The organism is Nocardia sp. NPDC003183 (assembly GCF_053590715.1).
The window spans coordinates 87,541-102,662 of record NZ_JBSFTG010000008.1; the positions used below are offsets into that span (position 1 = coordinate 87,541).

General features: G+C 63.7%; 16 protein-coding genes. 11 read left to right on the forward strand and 5 right to left on the reverse strand.

Going from position 1 to position 15,122, the window contains the following annotated elements:
* Positions 1–5: 5 nt before the first annotated feature.
* The 5 genes from ACWDXS_RS22915 to ACWDXS_RS22935 all read left to right on the forward strand — a co-directional run bounded on the left by ACWDXS_RS22915 (position 6) and on the right by ACWDXS_RS22935 (position 4,839).
* Positions 6–692 (forward strand): phosphonatase-like hydrolase, encoded by a 687-nt coding sequence (locus tag ACWDXS_RS22915; RefSeq protein ID WP_449968474.1) that lies wholly within the window; start codon positions 6–8, stop codon positions 690–692.
* Between the two features lie 132 nt (positions 693–824).
* The gene (locus ACWDXS_RS22920) at positions 825–1,871 is read left to right on the forward strand and encodes a 2-aminoethylphosphonate ABC transporter substrate-binding protein (protein ID WP_378992234.1); all 1,047 of its coding nucleotides are present in this window, start codon (positions 825–827) and stop codon (positions 1,869–1,871) included.
* A gap of 28 nt (positions 1,872–1,899) precedes the next feature.
* On the forward strand, positions 1,900–3,102 hold the full coding sequence (locus ACWDXS_RS22925) for an ABC transporter ATP-binding protein (protein WP_449968477.1): 1,203 nt from the start codon (positions 1,900–1,902) through the stop codon (positions 3,100–3,102).
* Positions 3,103–3,142: 40 nt separating this feature from the next.
* Positions 3,143–4,039 carry a 2-aminoethylphosphonate ABC transporter permease subunit gene (locus ACWDXS_RS22930; protein WP_449968480.1) on the forward strand — a complete coding sequence of 299 codons (897 nt, stop codon included), beginning with the start codon at positions 3,143–3,145 and terminating at the stop codon, positions 4,037–4,039.
* Positions 4,036–4,839: an ABC transporter permease gene (locus tag ACWDXS_RS22935; protein ID WP_449968483.1), complete on the forward strand. Its 804-nt coding sequence runs from the start codon at positions 4,036–4,038 to the stop codon at positions 4,837–4,839. The genes ACWDXS_RS22930 and ACWDXS_RS22935 overlap by 4 nt, the downstream gene beginning before the upstream one ends.
* A gap of 6 nt (positions 4,840–4,845) precedes the next feature.
* On the opposite strand, the gene ACWDXS_RS22940 is transcribed toward ACWDXS_RS22935, so the two are convergent.
* On the reverse strand, positions 4,846–5,610 hold the full coding sequence (locus ACWDXS_RS22940; RefSeq protein ID WP_449968485.1) for a glucose 1-dehydrogenase: 765 nt from the start codon (positions 5,608–5,610) through the stop codon (positions 4,846–4,848).
* Between the two features lie 134 nt (positions 5,611–5,744).
* Entirely contained in the window at positions 5,745–6,458 is a 714-nt protein-coding gene (locus ACWDXS_RS22945; RefSeq protein WP_449968486.1) for a helix-turn-helix transcriptional regulator, read from the reverse strand.
* A gap of 20 nt (positions 6,459–6,478) precedes the next feature.
* Between ACWDXS_RS22945 and ACWDXS_RS22950 the strand changes: the two genes are divergently transcribed.
* From ACWDXS_RS22950 to ACWDXS_RS22960, 3 genes are read left to right on the forward strand one after another with little or no spacing between them, the layout of a single operon-like run.
* Positions 6,479–6,601: a hypothetical protein gene (locus ACWDXS_RS22950; RefSeq protein ID WP_449968489.1), complete on the forward strand. Its 123-nt coding sequence runs from the start codon at positions 6,479–6,481 to the stop codon at positions 6,599–6,601.
* Positions 6,602–6,609: 8 nt separating this feature from the next.
* Positions 6,610–7,305, forward strand: coding sequence for a glutamate ligase domain-containing protein (locus ACWDXS_RS22955; RefSeq protein WP_449968490.1), 696 nt, complete (start codon positions 6,610–6,612; stop codon positions 7,303–7,305).
* 19 nt (positions 7,306–7,324) lie between these two features.
* Positions 7,325–8,188, forward strand: coding sequence for a phosphotransferase enzyme family protein (locus tag ACWDXS_RS22960; protein ID WP_449968492.1), 864 nt, complete (start codon positions 7,325–7,327; stop codon positions 8,186–8,188).
* A 326-nt stretch (positions 8,189–8,514) separates the two neighbouring features.
* Here ACWDXS_RS22960 and ACWDXS_RS22965 read toward each other — a convergent pair whose 3' ends face one another.
* Both ACWDXS_RS22965 and ACWDXS_RS22970 read right to left on the reverse strand, forming a co-directional pair.
* Positions 8,515–9,954 (reverse strand): PIN-like domain-containing protein, encoded by a 1,440-nt coding sequence (locus ACWDXS_RS22965; RefSeq protein WP_449968495.1) that lies wholly within the window; start codon positions 9,952–9,954, stop codon positions 8,515–8,517.
* A 181-nt stretch (positions 9,955–10,135) separates the two neighbouring features.
* The gene (locus ACWDXS_RS22970) at positions 10,136–11,038 is read right to left on the reverse strand and encodes a hypothetical protein (RefSeq protein ID WP_449968498.1); all 903 of its coding nucleotides are present in this window, start codon (positions 11,036–11,038) and stop codon (positions 10,136–10,138) included.
* A gap of 97 nt (positions 11,039–11,135) precedes the next feature.
* Here ACWDXS_RS22970 and ACWDXS_RS22975 point away from each other — a divergent pair, with 97 nt between their 5' ends.
* Together ACWDXS_RS22975 and ACWDXS_RS22980 are read left to right on the forward strand one after the other, a co-directional pair.
* Complete coding sequence (locus ACWDXS_RS22975; protein ID WP_449968501.1) at positions 11,136–11,324, forward strand: hypothetical protein; 189 nt, start codon at positions 11,136–11,138, stop codon at positions 11,322–11,324.
* Between the two features lie 337 nt (positions 11,325–11,661).
* Positions 11,662–12,381: a DUF2971 domain-containing protein gene (locus tag ACWDXS_RS22980; protein WP_449968504.1), complete on the forward strand. Its 720-nt coding sequence runs from the start codon at positions 11,662–11,664 to the stop codon at positions 12,379–12,381.
* A gap of 175 nt (positions 12,382–12,556) precedes the next feature.
* Here ACWDXS_RS22980 and ACWDXS_RS22985 read toward each other — a convergent pair whose 3' ends face one another.
* Positions 12,557–13,684: a hypothetical protein gene (locus tag ACWDXS_RS22985; protein WP_449968507.1), complete on the reverse strand. Its 1,128-nt coding sequence runs from the start codon at positions 13,682–13,684 to the stop codon at positions 12,557–12,559.
* 711 nt (positions 13,685–14,395) lie between these two features.
* Between ACWDXS_RS22985 and ACWDXS_RS22990 the strand changes: the two genes are divergently transcribed.
* The gene (locus ACWDXS_RS22990; protein ID WP_449968509.1) at positions 14,396–14,938 is read left to right on the forward strand and encodes a hypothetical protein; all 543 of its coding nucleotides are present in this window, start codon (positions 14,396–14,398) and stop codon (positions 14,936–14,938) included.
* Positions 14,939–15,122: the final 184 nt, after the last annotated feature.

Consider the following 15,122-nt stretch of genomic DNA (forward strand, 5'->3'; position numbering starts at 1 on the left):
CACCTGTGTCGAACAACAAGATTCAGCTCGCCGCCCTCGACATGGCGGGCACCACCGTCGCCGACGGCGGGCTGGTGTTGCGCGCCTTCGAGAGTGCCGCCACCACCGCCGGGATCGAGCCCGAGGGCCCGCGCCGGGAACAGGCCCGCCGCTACGTGGTCGACACCATGGGCCAGTCCAAGATCGAGGTGTTCCGCGCGCTGCTCGACGGCGACGAGGCCGCCGCCCACCACGCCAACCGAGCCTTCGAAACCGCCTACGAAGCACTGGTCGACGGGGCCGATATCGCGCCGATTCCCGGTGCGGTGGCCGCGATCACCGCACTGCGTGCGGCCGGTGTCCGGGTCGCGCTGACCACCGGATTCAGCCGGAGCACGCAGGACAAACTCCTCGCCGCGCTGGGCTGGGCAGACCTGGTCGACCTCACCCTCGCACCGTCCGACGCCGGACGCGGCCGCCCCTACCCCGACATGGTGCTGGCCGCCGCGCTGCGCCTGGGCGTCGACGCCGTCGACCGGATCGCCGTGCTCGGTGACACCACCAGCGATATCGCCACCGGCCTGGCCGCAGGCGCGGGCATCGTCGCGGGCACCCTCACCGGCGCGCACACCGCCGAGCAGCTGCGCGCCGCCGGCGCCACCCACGTCGTGGCGTCGGTCGCCGAGTTCCCGGCGCTGGTGCTCGCGCATTGAGAGCTGGTGCTCGCGCACTGAGAGCCGCTGCTCGCTCACGAACCTGCCGTCGCGGTATTCGCCGCGGCGTCGCCCTCCGATCCACCCGCCCCTGCGATTCCCCCGACATCTGAGACGAAAGTTGCTGTCATCGTGCGTACTTCCCTCACCGCGCGCCGCCTGTCCAAGGTCGCGCTGCTGCTGGCCGGCGTCACCGCCGTCGCGTTCACCGGCGCCTGCGGTGGCACCGGTACCGAATCCGCGGACGGCAAGACCGTCACCGTGTACTCCGCCGACGGTGTCGGCGGCTGGTACAAGTCCCAGTTCGACGCGTTCACCAAGGAGACCGGCATCGCGGTCAACCTGGTGGAGGCGGGCTCCGGCGAGGTCGTGAACCGGGTCGACAAGGAACAGTCCAACCCGCAGGCCGACGTCGTCGTTACGCTGCCCCCGTTCATCCAGAAGGCCAAGCAGTCGGGTCTGCTGCAGCCCAGCGGCATCGACACCGCCGCTGTACCTGCCGCGGCCAAGGACGCCGAGGGCAGCTATGTGACCCTGGCCAACAACTTCCTGTGCTTCATCGCCAACCCCGCGGTCGACGCCTCGGCGCTCACCTGGGAAGACCTGCTGAAGCCGGAGTACAAGGGCAAGCTGCAGTACTCCACTCCCGGCCAGGCCGGTGACGGCACCGCGGTACTGGTGCTGCTGCAGCAGCTGCGTGGCAAGCAGGCCGCCCTCGACTACCTGGCCGCGTTGCAGGCCAACAACGTCGGCCCGTCGTCCTCGACCGGCAAACTGCAGGCCAAGGTCGACAAGGGTGAGCTGCTCATCGCCAACGGCGACGTGCAGATGAACCTGACCACGGTGAAGGAGAAGGGCTCCAAGTTCACCGTCTTCTTCCCGGCCGCCGCAGGCAAGCGTTCCACCGTGGCCGTCCCGTACATGATGGGTCTGGCCAAGGGCGCACCGCACAAGGACGACGCCACCAAGCTGATGAGCTTCCTGATGGCCCCGGCCGCGCAGGCGAAACTGGGCCCCGAGGCGTTCGCCGTGTCGCCCCGCACCGATGTGCCTGCCCCGGCCGACGGTGGTCCGGCCGCCGCCATGACGGGTGTCGAGGTGGTCCCGGTCGACTGGAACAAGGTGCTCACCGAGCTGGACGCCGACGTCGCGGCGTACCAGAAGGCAACCGGCAGCTGACTGCGGCTGTGACACAAGGGAGTTGACGATGTCCGACGGTGACCTCCAGATGAGATCCGCCATGTCCGTGGCGGCCACCACCGAACCCGCGATCGTGTTCGACCGGGTCGGGGTCAGCTACGGCCGCGGCCGCAAGGCCGCCGTCGCGCTGGCCGATTTCACCCTGCGCGTCGCCGTCGGTGAGACTGTCGCGCTCCTCGGCCCGAGTGGTTCGGGCAAGTCGACCGCGCTCAAGGCGCTGGCCGGTTTCGTCCGGCCCACCTCGGGCGCGGTCCGGCTGGCGGGCCGCGACGTCACCGATCTCTCGCCCGCCAAGCGGGGGATCGGTGTCGTCGTGCAGTCCTACGCGTTGTTCCCGCACATGAGCGTGCACAGCAATGTGGCGTTCGGCCTGAAATCGCATCGGGTGCCGCGGGCGGAGATCGCCGCACGGGTCGCCGAGGCGCTCGACATGGTCGGCATGGGCGGCTACGCGCAGCGGCTCCCCCGTGAGTTGTCCGGTGGCCAGCAGCAGCGGGTGGCGATCGCCCGTGCGCTGGCCATCAAGCCCAGCGTCCTGCTGCTGGACGAGCCGCTGGCCGCGCTCGACGCGCAATTGCGCCATTCGATGCTCGGCGAGTTGCAGGCGTTGCGCAAAGCGCTGCCCGACACCGCGATGCTGTACGTGACCCATGACCAGGCCGAGGCGCTGGCGCTGGCGGATCGGATCGCGGTGATGCGCGATGCCCGCCTCGTCGACATCGACACGGCCGAAAACCTGTGGCAGCGCCCGCCCACCGACTTCACCGCGGGGTTCCTCGGCGGCGCGAACCTGGTGCCCTGCACCGTCAACCACGTCACCGGCACCGCGGCCCTGGTCACCGCGGGCACCAACACCCTGCGCGCCCAGGCGCCGCAACCCGGTGTGGGACCGGCGGAGTGGGCGCCCGACGACGACGCGCTGCTGTGTATCCGCCCGCACACGATCACCGTCGGCAAACCCGGCGAGCGGGACGCCTTGCGCGCCACTGTGTCGACCTCGGTATGGCGTGGTGCCACGACCAGGGTCGAGCTGTCGGTCGACGGGCTACCCGGCACGCTCGCGGCCGACGTATCGGGGCATTTCACGACCGAGGCCGGTGCCGTTGTCGGGGTGAAGCTTCCGGACCCGGCGGGTGTGCTCATCCCTCGTGCGATCGGCGAGACAGCCACTACGGCAGGCAGTTCCGTGCCCGCAGCGGATCAGTCATGAAAGCGCTCGTAGCCGAACGGGGCATCGGCGAGGTGCTGTCGTGAGCGCTGTCGTTCTCGATCGGCCCGACGCGTCGCCGCTGTCGAAAGATCGCGCACCTCGCCGGTCGTGGTTGCCGATCCTGTGGACCTTGCCGCCCGTGCTCGTGGTGCTCGGGATCGCGGGGTATCCGATTCTGCGGGTGCTCACCGAGTCCACCCGGACGCCGACCGGGCGCGGCACCGAGGTGTGGACGTCGGTACTCGGCTCCGAAGCGTTCCGGGAAGCGTTGTGGCGCACCGTTTCCATCGCCGTGTGTGCCACGGCGGGGTGTCTGGTGCTCGGCACGTTCCTGGCGATCGTGCTGGCCTTCGTGCCGTTTCCCGGATCCGGTCTGGTCGGCAGGCTCATCGACACGATTCTGACGTTGCCCTCGTTCCTGATCACCCTCGCCTTCACCTTCCTCTACGGGACGGCGGGTGCGGTGAATGCCCTGATCGCCGAATTGACCGGCGCCACCACACCGGTCATCGACTTTCTGACGACCCCGCTCGGTGTGATCCTGGCCGAGATCACCTACTTCACCCCGTTCGTGGTGCGCCCGGTGCTGGCCGCGTTCGCGCAGCTGCCCCGGGAACAACTCGATGTGGCAGCGAGTCTCGGCGCTTCGCCGTGGCGGGTGCTGCGGCAGGTGGTGCTGCCCGAGGCGTGGCCCGCGCTCGCGGCGGGCGGGTCGCTGGTGCTGCTGCTCACGCTCAACGAATTCGGCATCGTGTTGTTCACCGGCGCCAAGGGCGTCATCACGCTGCCCGCGCTGATCTACACCCGGGGCATCGTCACCTTCGACCTGCCCGGTGCGGCGGTGCTGGCCTCGGTGCAGGTGCTGCTCTCGCTGGGCCTCTACCTCGTCTACCGGTTCGTGTTCGCCCGGTTCATCGCCCGCCCGAAGGAGCAATGATCGTGCTCGTCTGGACTTCTCGCGGAAAAGCGCTGGTACTCGGCGTGTTCGGGCTGGTGGTCGCGGTGGTCTTCGTCGCCCCGATCGCCACCGTGATCGCCGCCGCCCTGGCAGGCAGCTGGACCGGCCCACTGCCGTCGGACCTCGGCTTCACCAATATCGGCAACGCGCTCAGCGGTGAGCAGGCGGCGAGCCTCTCGGTGAGCCTGCAAACCGCCCTGCTCGCCGGCGCCATCTCCCTCGTCCTCGGCACCTGGGCCGCTCTGGCCTCCCGAGCGGCGCCCACCTGGTTGCGCCGTCTCACCGACGCCGTCTTCCACCTCCCGGTCGCCGTCCCGTCGGTAGCGGTCGGTCTCGGCGTCCTCATCGCCTTCAACGAACGCCCGGTGCTCCTGGGCGGGACCAAATGGATCGTCATCGTCGCCCATGCGGTCCTGGTTCTGGCCTACGCCTTCAGCGCCGTCTCCGCCGCCCTCGATCGGCTCGACCCCGCCTACCGGCAGGCCGCGCAATCCCTTGGCGCGGGCCCTGTTCGCGTCCTCTGCCAGATCACCCTGCCGCTGCTGTTGCCCGCTCTCGGCGCGGCAGCGGGCCTGGCGGTCGCCCTGTCCATGGGCGAGCTCGGCGCGACCATCATGGTCTACCCCGCCACCTGGAAGACGTTGCCCGTCAGCATCTTCGCGCAGACCGACCGTGGCGAAGTCTTCGACGCCGCGGCCGGAACCACGGTCCTGGTCGTGGTCACACTGGTGGTGCTGGTGGTGCTCGGCCGCATACGCGGACGCGCCGCGCTGCGCTGAGCCGGCCTACACCAGCGCCGATGCGCCGATTGCGGTGAGGCCGCCGTCCACGCGCAGGTCGTGACCGTTGACGAAGGCGGCGTCGGCCGAGGCGAGGAAGGCGACGGCGGCGGCGACGTCTTCTGCGGTGCCGACGCGACCCGCGGGGGACAGGGCCGCGACCCCCTGCCGAGCGGATTCGGAGAGCTCCGCGCGGAAGGCCGGGGCGTCGATGTAGCCGGGGCTGACCGCGTTCACCCGGATTCGCCGTGGCGCCAATTCCGCGGCGAGAGCGCGGGTCAGGTTGTGGACGGCCGCTTTGCTCGCGGAGTAGAGGGCAGAGCCCGAGACCCCGAGGTGCAGGCCGAAGGAGGCATTGATGACGATCGAGGCGTGGTCGGGGAGCAGCGGCAGAACCTTCTGAATGGTGAAGAAGGCGCCCTTGAGGTTGCTGCCGATCACCTGATCGAAGAGCTCGCCGGTGACCTGCTCGATCGTCTGGAACGAGCCGATGCCCGCATTGGCGAACAGGAGATCGAGGTGTCCGAAGCGGTCGGCCACCGCCGCGGCGAGATCGTCGAGATCGTCGAGATCGGTGGCATCACCGGCGATTCCGTGCGCCTGCCCACCGAGCTCGGCGACCGACGCGTCGAGGCGCTTCTTGTCGCGTCCGGTCACCACGACCCGAGCCCCCTCCGCGATCAGACGATGCGCGGTAGCCAACCCCATCCCACTACTACCGCCCGTGATCAGCGCGGTCTTGCCATCGAATCGAGAACCGTTGTGCGTCATGAACTCAGCCTGGCGGGTGGCAGCCCGAGCAGGCAGTGCGCAGTTATCAGGGGTGTGCCACCACCAGGATCGACGGTACTGCGGGACGGTCGGCACTGTCGCGCCGATCCGGGTTCCGCACCCGCACCGGATCGCTACGCGGATTCGGAGAGGCGCAGTCGGGGGAGGGCAGCCAGGCGGTCGGCGGTGTCGGTGTTCGGTTTCGGGTTGTAGAGCACCAGTGACCAGTGGGGATGGTCGGCGACGGTGAGCGTGGTGGCGTCGAAGTAGAGATCCCCGGCCTCCGGGTGGTGCAGGGCGTTCACGGCTTGCACAGGCGCACCGACATCGTGTCGCTCCCAGAGCTCGGCGAACTCCGGCTCGGCAGCAGCGAGTTCGCTTGCTACGCGCTGGAATTCGTCGTCGTGCGGGACGAGGGCCGCGTCCGCGCGATAGGCGGCGACCACACCCGGTGCGGCATCGGACCACAGGTCGGGCAGCTCGCGATAACGAGGACTGGTGAAGAACGTGACCAGGCAATTGTGCGGCTCGCCATCGTCACACCCGAACACCCGCCCCGCGAGCACGTTGAACGCCACGATGTTCCAGTACCGATCCCGCACTACCGCGGGTCCACGCACCCACCCATCGATGAGCGCCCGAATCTCCGCGGTCACCTCCACCGCGGACCCCCGCGCCACCGGCGGATTGAGCCCGGCCAGCACATACAGATGCGTCCGCTCGGCCGCACTCAACCGCAACACCCCCGCCACCGCGTCGAGCACCTCCCCCGACACCCTGATGTCACGCCCCTGCTCCAACCAGGTGTACCAAGACACCCCGACCCCAAGGAGGGTTCCTTTATACATTCCTTCAATAAAATGGAGGCATGACGCGAACGAAGACCCGCATCGAGCCCGATTGGCTCATCGAGACCAATGCCGCCCTGTCCGCTGCTGTCGCTGATGTCGATCCGGCGGAGTGGGTCTATGGCTATCCGATGACCCACTAGTGGACGCCATGGCCGAGCACACCCGCGCCCAGGTCCTGCGATTCGGCACCGACCCGAACGCCGACGTGCGCGCCACCGACATCACACTCGATGCCAGCGCCCGCGCACAGTTCATCCTGCGCCACGGCGACGACGCCGCACCGGTCACCCTCGGCGTGGTCGGTGAACATCACCTGACCAACGCACTCGCCGCAGCCGCGCTGGCCTTGAGTGCGGGTGTCGAATTCTCTACTGTCGCTATCGGTCTCGATGGTGTGGGGTTGGTATCGGGTAGCCGGATGGAGGTCACAGAGCGCCCGGACGGGGTCACCGTGATCAACGATGCGTTCAACGCCTCACCGGAAAGTGTCGAAGCCGCCTTGCGATCACTGGCCACGATCGCCGCCACGGTCCGACCCACTGTCGCGGTGCTCGGAGAGATGCGCGAACTCGGCGACACCGCACCCGCCCTGCACACGACGATCGGACGCCACGTCGCTGATCTGGGTATCGACACCCTGATCACCGTCGGCGGCCATCACGCCGAACTCATCGCTACCGCCGCTCGCGACGCGGGCTCGACCCAGGTCACCCACGTCGAAACCAAAGACCAAGTGCTTGCCCTGCTCAATGAAGGTTTGCGCGGTCGCGATGTCGTGTTGATCAAGGGTGCCAACTCCGCTGGCCTGTTCGAGACCGCCGCAGCACTCGCTACCGGTCATTGACCAGAAGAGACGAACCATCATGAGAAGCAAAGACATCGTGGCACTGGCCCGAGTGGCCTGCGTCCGGGCCCAGGTCCCGGCTGCCCGGATCGATCCGATCCGGTTGCGTGACAACGCCATGCTGCGCACCGACACCGCGACCATCATCCGTATACATCAACGCGGCGAACTCGCGACGGCGGTCCGGGAACTCCGCGCGGCGGACTGGTTGCGTTCCCACCACGTTCGCGCACCCGAACCCCTGGTACCCGACCCGGTCATGGTGGCGGAACGGCCTGTCACCTTCTGGGAAGACCTCGGATCAGGCGGCCCGGCCGAGGCCGCCGAAACCGGGGCGATGCTCGCGCGGCTGCACACGCTGCGTGTGCCCAGCCACCTCGGACTACCGCGCTTCACCCTGCCCGACTTCACCGATCGCATCGACCAATGCCTCACCGACAACACAGATAAGGCATGGCTGCGGGACTACGCCGAAATCATCGCAGCCCGGTGGGACGCGGTGGAGTGGCCGAGCCCATGGTGTGTCATCCACGGCGACCCCTCCCCAGCCAACACCATGGCCGCACCCACCGGTGGACACGTCGTGGACCTGGAACGCTGCTGCATCGGACCCCCGCAATGGGATCAAGCCACCGTCGCCTTCCAATCCGACACCCTCTCGGACCCACCAGCACGGTGGGAACGGTTCGCCGACGCCTACGGCTCCGACGTCACCAACTGGGAGGGCTACCTGGTAATCCGCGACCTCCGATCCTTCGAGCTGTGTCTGTTTGCGCTGCGTCACGCCGCTGTCTCCGAGCACGCCCGCCTCCAGGCGGACTACCGGCTGGCCTGTGTGCGTGGGCACCAAGGACAGCGGCCTTGGAGGTGGGTTGCGCCCTAAACACCGAACCTTCCTCGCGGACGGAATCACTGATCTATCAGGACAACATCGGGCCAGACGGTCGGAGCGATCGCATGCGGGCTACCGCACCCCTCGGAGCCTGCCACCCAACACTCGATCAGGCACCACCCCGGTGAGCGGGGCTAGGAACACACAATCCGTCGCTGACGACCGGAGGACGTCTGCGGAGCCCGACCACCAGTGGAGGTGCAATTGTGATGTGCAAGAGCATCTTTGATGCAGAAGCTCGCGACTTCGGTGGCATCTCCGACTTTTTGCGCCTTGGTGGCGCAATCGCGGCACCGCCAGGCACAGCACAAACGCAATTAGCTGCCGGGAATGTACGCGTCGATTTCTCCGTGGGTCCTCAGCAGTTCACAGAAGGCGTGACCGTCTATTATTTGCATCTGATATCTATCCCGCGCATAGTGTTCCGTCTCTGCGTTGCAGGTTGCCGTCGTAATCAAGAGGCACCGGTCTATATCGTTTTTCAATTCGCTCACACGATCTGCAAACATGGAGATATCGCGGCGTATGGTTCTCGACTTGGCTCGCCGCAAGCTCACCTCGATACCCACACGCGCGCCGTCAGTATCTGTGGCGATGAAGTCTACTCCCGCTTCTGCGCCTATGAAATGGCGAGAAACTTCCCAGCCCATTGACACCAGAAGAAAAAAGACCACTTGCGCAAAAGCGTTATGACTCAGCTCATGCAAATTGATCGGCGCACTGCTACCACGCACAATGTCGGGCAGTAGTTCTCTGAGGGCATCCTCTTCAACGTGCTCCTGCACTTCCGAGATCGCCTCGTCAGAAACATCATAGTCAAGATAATCTTTGGCACCCCGGAGAAGTTGCGTTAATGAGAGCATCAGGAGATCCGCATTTGCCTCCTGTCGCAGCTCATCGACCAATTCGGGCCGTGCACTTATAGGATTGCCTGCGCGATCCAATACCCACCAGTCAGATTTAAAGTCACCCGTTACCAGTAGAATGCGTTGAGTATCAATCGAATCGGATGTGCTTAGCTTTTCAATTATCTGGCGCCACAGTAGATAATCCCCTGCTTGACGTAGAGGTGTGTCTTTCTCCTCGACGTCTTCATATCCTGGAGGGATTTGACTCGGGTAGCGAAACCCTATCGCGTGTTCGACATGCCGTTGCAGATCGTGAGCCGTCGGGGCCGGACCAACCCTGCCGGACAGGATCTGATCGAGCTGTTCGAGAACAGGATCTGCAGTCAAATCTTCGAAAGACAGCTCTATCTCCGCCTCAAGCGCATCCACCTCTGCCAGCGCATCGTTCCAAACTCCTTGAATTCGACGTTTCAGGCCAGAGGGATCCACCCCAAATTTTTCCGGATCCCAGACTCGATCTGATCGGTTTCTTTCGCGAAATCTAATTAGCTTCGTCAATGCGGTCTCCAGCTTGCTTATCGCGCCGGATTCGGAATTTCTGAGAGCGCTTCTAACGTCCGAGAACTGCTTATTTCGATCGACTACAGCACTTCCGCGATTTCGACTGTATTCAAGAGCGACTTGATGTGGAATCCAAAGGCGATCCTGGATTTTAGATAGTACATCAATTATTTCACGGCGCGTTGCGGAAGAAACTCGATACAAGTCAAGTAACACGTTAGTGTCCACTACGATAGTCGCAGACTCGAAATAGGTCCTGTTGTTGGAGTGATCCGTTTCGCGGAGCCCCAACCAAGCGGAGTAATCATCAATAAATCGGCGCCCAAGCGGCGATTCTGCATCGGCCATCCCAGAACTGTACAGGGTGCGGACTGCGGCCTTGGTCCCCAACAACAAACACAGTGCCTGGACCCAATGACGATGTCGAGTCACCCATTTTGCGTCCGGAAGCCCGGAGAAGCAGTACAGTCAGCCAGGTACGATGCCAACGAACATCTCGCCCCGGGATCAACTCACCACCGTAAACCGATCATCGGTCGTTCAGCGCATCCACCAATGCTTTGGCGCTCGCACGCACTACCTCAGTCTCGGACTGCTCTGCGAACGCGAATAGATACTCAAGAAAAGCTTGGACACCGAGTTCTTCCTTGGCGTTCTCGATTCGTGTGGCACGCGAGATCGCTTCGCCCCCCAGCGTGAGCAGCACGTCCACGACTGTGGCCAGCGCGGTCTCCGGCGAATCCTTCACCGCGCCGGTCACTGTCCGATCGAGGAAAGCGCGGACCACCGACATCTCGACGGTAGACGTGGCGAACCGCTGTCTCGACCACAGGTCCTCGTCGCTGCGCTCGTTCTTTCCCGCAGCGTAGGGCGCAAGGTAGCCGCGTTTGCGCGCCTCCCTCAGCCAGCGACTCGCCGTGATGGGCTGAACATCCCAGTGTTCGGCTATCGCTTTGCGGGCGGCGCGACCGTCGGCTTCGGCCTCGATATACCACCACGCGACCTGCATGTAATGCTCTGCGGGCCAAGACCGGCCGGACTTGGGAACGTGGGTTCGGGCATCGCCGAGCAGCTGCGAGACGCGATTCTCCCACCTGGTTTTCAAGGAGCGTTTTACGCGGTCGAGGATCGGGTGCAGCTGTACGCGACGAAGTCCGGTGAGGGTGATCGGTACGGGTGCGGACGGATCACGCTGGCTCACCAGCAGTTCTGTGATCATCGGCGATCCGTTCACGAGGCGACCTTCAGCCGTGTACTTCCACGGCCCGGGGGCATCGTCGTAGGTGACCACAACTCGTTCGGCCCCATCGGCGTCGGCGATGACCTGGCCGCCCGTTCCAGGGCCGCCGAAGGGCGGAACGCTGAGCATGGTCACGGTCTTGTTGGTTTCAGAAATGATAACCCCCTGACAAAGTGATGTATCGCCGAACATAGACGACGACCCGGTGAGCGTACGAGGGTGGATACCAGTGGACGGCCATCAGCGACCGTCCCGATCTGGTGGACAAAAGAGCGAAAGGCGTCGTCACATGACCGCTAGCACCGCGAGCCAGCCCGGTTCGCAGCCCGATCCCGATCGGTTGCCGTTGCGATGGTTCGTGATCCTCGCAACTGCAGGCGCGACCGGAACGGCCATCGGGGTGATCACCGAGGTGGGTGTAGGAGTCGGGGTCGCACTTGCGGTGGTCGGCCTGCTGCACAAAATCCTCGACCGGTAGCGACGCGCGCGTCCCACGCGGTCGCGGCATAGCTGAATCGGCGACCTGGCCGCGGCGCTGTTGCGTCCTGGGTGGTCGCGATCAGTCCGCTGTCCGTGTTCGCATTCACCACGGTGCGAACTCAGTACCGTGCCGGCGCTGAGAGAACCTCAGCCCGAACGGTCCTTGCTGATGCTAGCTCGGTGACGTACTCAGGACAGACGGCGGCGCAAATTCATCCGGCACGTCCGGAAGCTACCCGTCGTTTCAACGGTGCGGCGGAGCCAGTTATGGCTAAGCTACGACCGTCGACAGTGGCTGGCCTGGGCGCAGACGCGCTGGTCATCGGGAGGTCTTCGTGCTAAAGCTTGAGGGTCGCAATGTTGAGTGGGACGGACCGGTCTGGAAGTATCTTCGTAGGGACCGTTTTATATCGACGCTGAAAACATCAACTCTTTACTTCGCGGCAGCCACACAGTTCCACGATCCGTTCGAAGGCGCGGTCTCGGTGCAGGTCGGCGAGCACGACGTCGGTCCCCCATACGCCGCCTTGGAGCACGCCTTCTTCGCGCTCAAGCGGCTTACCAAGATCAGTTGCTGGCATCGGGCCTCATACGAAAGTGATGCGATGTGGAAGCTCTATGCCGATGAGCACAAGGGTATCGCCATCTGCACCACCCCCGAGCGCATGCGCGCGGCATTCCAGCCATTCAGGCTCAGTCCGGATTGTGACGTGGAGCAGCTGATCGCCGCGCCGGTTGAATATATTGACCTCACCGAGGTCAGAATGAATGACACCGGAATGCTAAACCGCTTCTTCTTCAAGCACCGGGCGTTCGAGTGGGAGAGGGAGTTCCGCCTGGCGATCTCGCTTCGGATGGCGGAGGAGTTCGGTGTCCAGGTCCCAGATGGCGGCATTCATGTCGAGTTCGACCTGGAGGCGTTTGTAGAAAAGATCGTCCTCGGCTCGACAATCTCTGCGGACGAGCGCAAGATTGTCGCCACGCACGTCGAGAGCGCAGGGCTCGGTGACCGACTTCAGTATTCGACTCTGCTGGGGCGCCCGCGCTACGTCTGAGTCTGGCAAATTCGTCGACGCCGTGGCAAAAAACTCCACCAGAGCAGAACTTGCTGCCGCACAATAGACTACGACGTGAGGAATGATATCAGCCTGCCCAGAACGCCATGATGTTGCTGGTTGGCCTTCTTCGACGCTTCCCGTCACGGATGCGTAACTTCATTCTCGTCAGGCGCTAACCATCGAAACGCTCTCCAATTCGATCCGCGAGAACCGGCACACAGTCGCTGAGCCGCCGAAAGATGTTGAAAGGGCGTCCCAGTCGTTGCAGCGATTGCCTGGCCCTGCTCATCAGATATTTTTCTCCGACAGCATAGTCGCAATATGCCATTCCGCAGGTCAGGTAAAATATGTCATTTAGGTCGTTGCTGTTCCAGCTGGTTCGACTGTCTACTAGCTTATCATGAAATATCTCTCTAAACAGCCCGAGGCTCGGCATTTTGCTCACTTCAGTCTCCATATGGGACAAAACCCAAGAACCCATGAGCTCGGGAGACACTCCAGCGGCCTGCGCGGCTGTCGCTATCTCCTTATATGTGTCTGCGAAGAAGAAAGCGTACGTTTGCTTGCGGACCAACTCTCGGCCGCGATTCTCCTGAGCTCCAAGCCAATCAGTGAACCTCTGATTGCGTTCAACCCAGCCGGAACCTGGATTCTGACTTATCGACTCGGTGTCCAATAATGTGTCAAAAAGGGATGCTGTTGATATCAAAGTGTCCAACTCAAAGCCAAATTCTGCCAAATCATTGGTAATGGGCGTATTCGGCTCCTGACGTCCCGCGTGGGTTGCAAAAGGTTCAAGAGTTACGACTGGACGAAAGGCGGGCTGATCGCGATTTCCGATCACGCCCAGCATAGATGCGGCTAGTTCGTCATGGCGGACCGCCAATGGGTCTCGAAGTTGCCAACCAGCGCTGAGTCTCAGCATTTGCACTGCGAGCGCGTATCGCTCACCGCCGTTTCTCCACTGGCAAGTTTCGGACATATGACCTGAGGATATGGGTAGAATTATTCGCTTGTTCTCAGTTTGCTCAATCAGCCATTCAGCGGCTCGCTGTTCCTTGGGGGCTATGCCACCGATGACCTGGTGGGCCTTGTAGAGGGCGCTCCATTGATTTTGATCGAGATAGACCGACGGACGGTCCCCACACGGATTCAGGTCGTCCCGAATGGGAATCTCGGCGACAATCTGATCGCCAGTGGTGGTCTCGATCGTCAGGGTGCGCTCTCGTACGCGGTATGTGGTTTTCGCAATTTGAGATGTCGGCTCGAACGGTGCGTTATCACTCAGAGGGAAAGCCACGGCTAGGCGACCAGGCCGAAGGATCTGACCAGTAGCGGTCTGTCGGTCAAGCACTATCTCATAGCCGTCTAGCTTTGCGATCAGCTGAGGTTCCCCGGGTTCACCCATAGATTGCCATGCTGTCAGTCTCCATCTACAAACTCCAGTCGTTTCGTCGGCTAGCTGTACTGACCTGAGATGAAAGGGACGCGGCTGGCTGGTGGGTGGCCTGCGAGTGCCGTGTGGCCGCGTGCAGGGTCGAGCCAGGATCCCGCCGTGTCTGGCCTGTCTTCGCCGCGCACTCGGTCATCGGCACTACCTGATGCTTGGACGGGCCGGTGATAGCGATGCGGGCGTAGACAGACCGACTCCCGGACGGGAGAGGGACGGGAGAGGTGACACGGTCGTCTCCTCTCGTGCCCGGGGTTCGAGGATTGTGTAACCGCTATCTCACCCCGGCGCGTGGTACCACCTCTACACCACCTATCACCTGAGCTGCGGAAAATACGCTAGCTGCGCACTCTTGCTCGGGTGCAGTCCCGGAGGGACTGGTATGCCTGCCCTGGTTGCAGTTCCTGGACGATCGCCATGCTCGGATCGACCGGCTGCGCTCGTAGATGAGCGAGATCCGCTGGTACAGAACGCTTCCTGACGAATAGTGCCTGGCAATGCTGCACAATGGCCGTAGACTGGCTCTTATCCCTTGCGCAGGAGGGGCAAGTTGGGGGAACAATGACGGCAGCATTCTTCGCGGCGTTGGCCGGCTTGGTCGGCGTCATGGTCGGGCGGTTGTGGGATTCACGATCCGAGTCGACTCGCTGGCGCCGCGATCAGAAGACCGCTAGCTATCAACGCGTCATCGAACAGTTCCAAGCCACCTACGAAGCGATTCGTGTAGTCGCCCTGACCGATACCGACGCAGCAGCATTTCAAGCCCTGATCGAACACACCCGTTCGGGAGGGTTCGCGGCCTGGGACAGCGCGGTAGCCGCCGTGTGGCTCCACGGGTCCACTGACGTCGTCGTGGCGGTCACAGATCTCGACGAAGCACTCGGAGCCTTGTTCTCCGCCGCAACCGACCGACGGATTCAAGACCGCATCGAGTGGAGCCAGGCGCGCCAGCCAGCAGGGACTGCTTTCGAACAATTCGTCAACGCGGCGCGCAGGGAGCTCGACCTTCCTCCGGCCCCTGTGAGAGTGTTCCACTCTGCACACACGCTCCCGACAAACGGGCACGACTCGGCCGCGATCACCGAACAGCGATTGGGCGCCTGATAGCTGCCGCGCTACTGGCAGCGCGCGCTGCCGTCCTCGGCATCGTGATCGGCCGTCTCTGGGGCCATCGCACCGAAAAAGCCCGCTGGCGACGGGATAAACGCGCCGACAGTTACCAGCAGCTCGCCGCCGCTTAAGGAGTGCGACTCGAATCGTCACTTTAGCTCTCTGACAAGGGATTTGA

Bases quoted from the DNA above. Each gene is read 5' to 3' on its own strand.
- ACWDXS_RS22950 (WP_449968489.1), top strand. From the start codon at position 6,479: ATGACGCGAACGAAGACCCGCATCGAGCCCGATTGGCTCATCGAGACC.
- ACWDXS_RS22945 (WP_449968486.1), bottom strand. From the start codon at position 6,458: ATGTATAAAGGAACCCTCCTTGGGGTCGGGGTGTCTTGGTACACCTGG.
- ACWDXS_RS22940 (WP_449968485.1), bottom strand. From the start codon at position 5,610: ATGACGCACAACGGTTCTCGATTCGATGGCAAGACCGCGCTGATCACG.
- ACWDXS_RS22955 (WP_449968490.1), top strand. From the start codon at position 6,610: ATGGCCGAGCACACCCGCGCCCAGGTCCTGCGATTCGGCACCGACCCG.
- ACWDXS_RS22990 (WP_449968509.1), top strand. From the start codon at position 14,396: ATGACGGCAGCATTCTTCGCGGCGTTGGCCGGCTTGGTCGGCGTCATG.
- ACWDXS_RS22975 (WP_449968501.1), top strand. From the start codon at position 11,136: ATGACCGCTAGCACCGCGAGCCAGCCCGGTTCGCAGCCCGATCCCGAT.
- ACWDXS_RS22960 (WP_449968492.1), top strand. From the start codon at position 7,325: ATGAGAAGCAAAGACATCGTGGCACTGGCCCGAGTGGCCTGCGTCCGG.
- ACWDXS_RS22965 (WP_449968495.1), bottom strand. From the start codon at position 9,954: ATGGCCGATGCAGAATCGCCGCTTGGGCGCCGATTTATTGATGATTAC.
- ACWDXS_RS22925 (WP_449968477.1), top strand. From the start codon at position 1,900: ATGTCCGACGGTGACCTCCAGATGAGATCCGCCATGTCCGTGGCGGCC.
- ACWDXS_RS22970 (WP_449968498.1), bottom strand. From the start codon at position 11,038: ATGTTCGGCGATACATCACTTTGTCAGGGGGTTATCATTTCTGAAACC.
- ACWDXS_RS22935 (WP_449968483.1), top strand. From the start codon at position 4,036: ATGATCGTGCTCGTCTGGACTTCTCGCGGAAAAGCGCTGGTACTCGGC.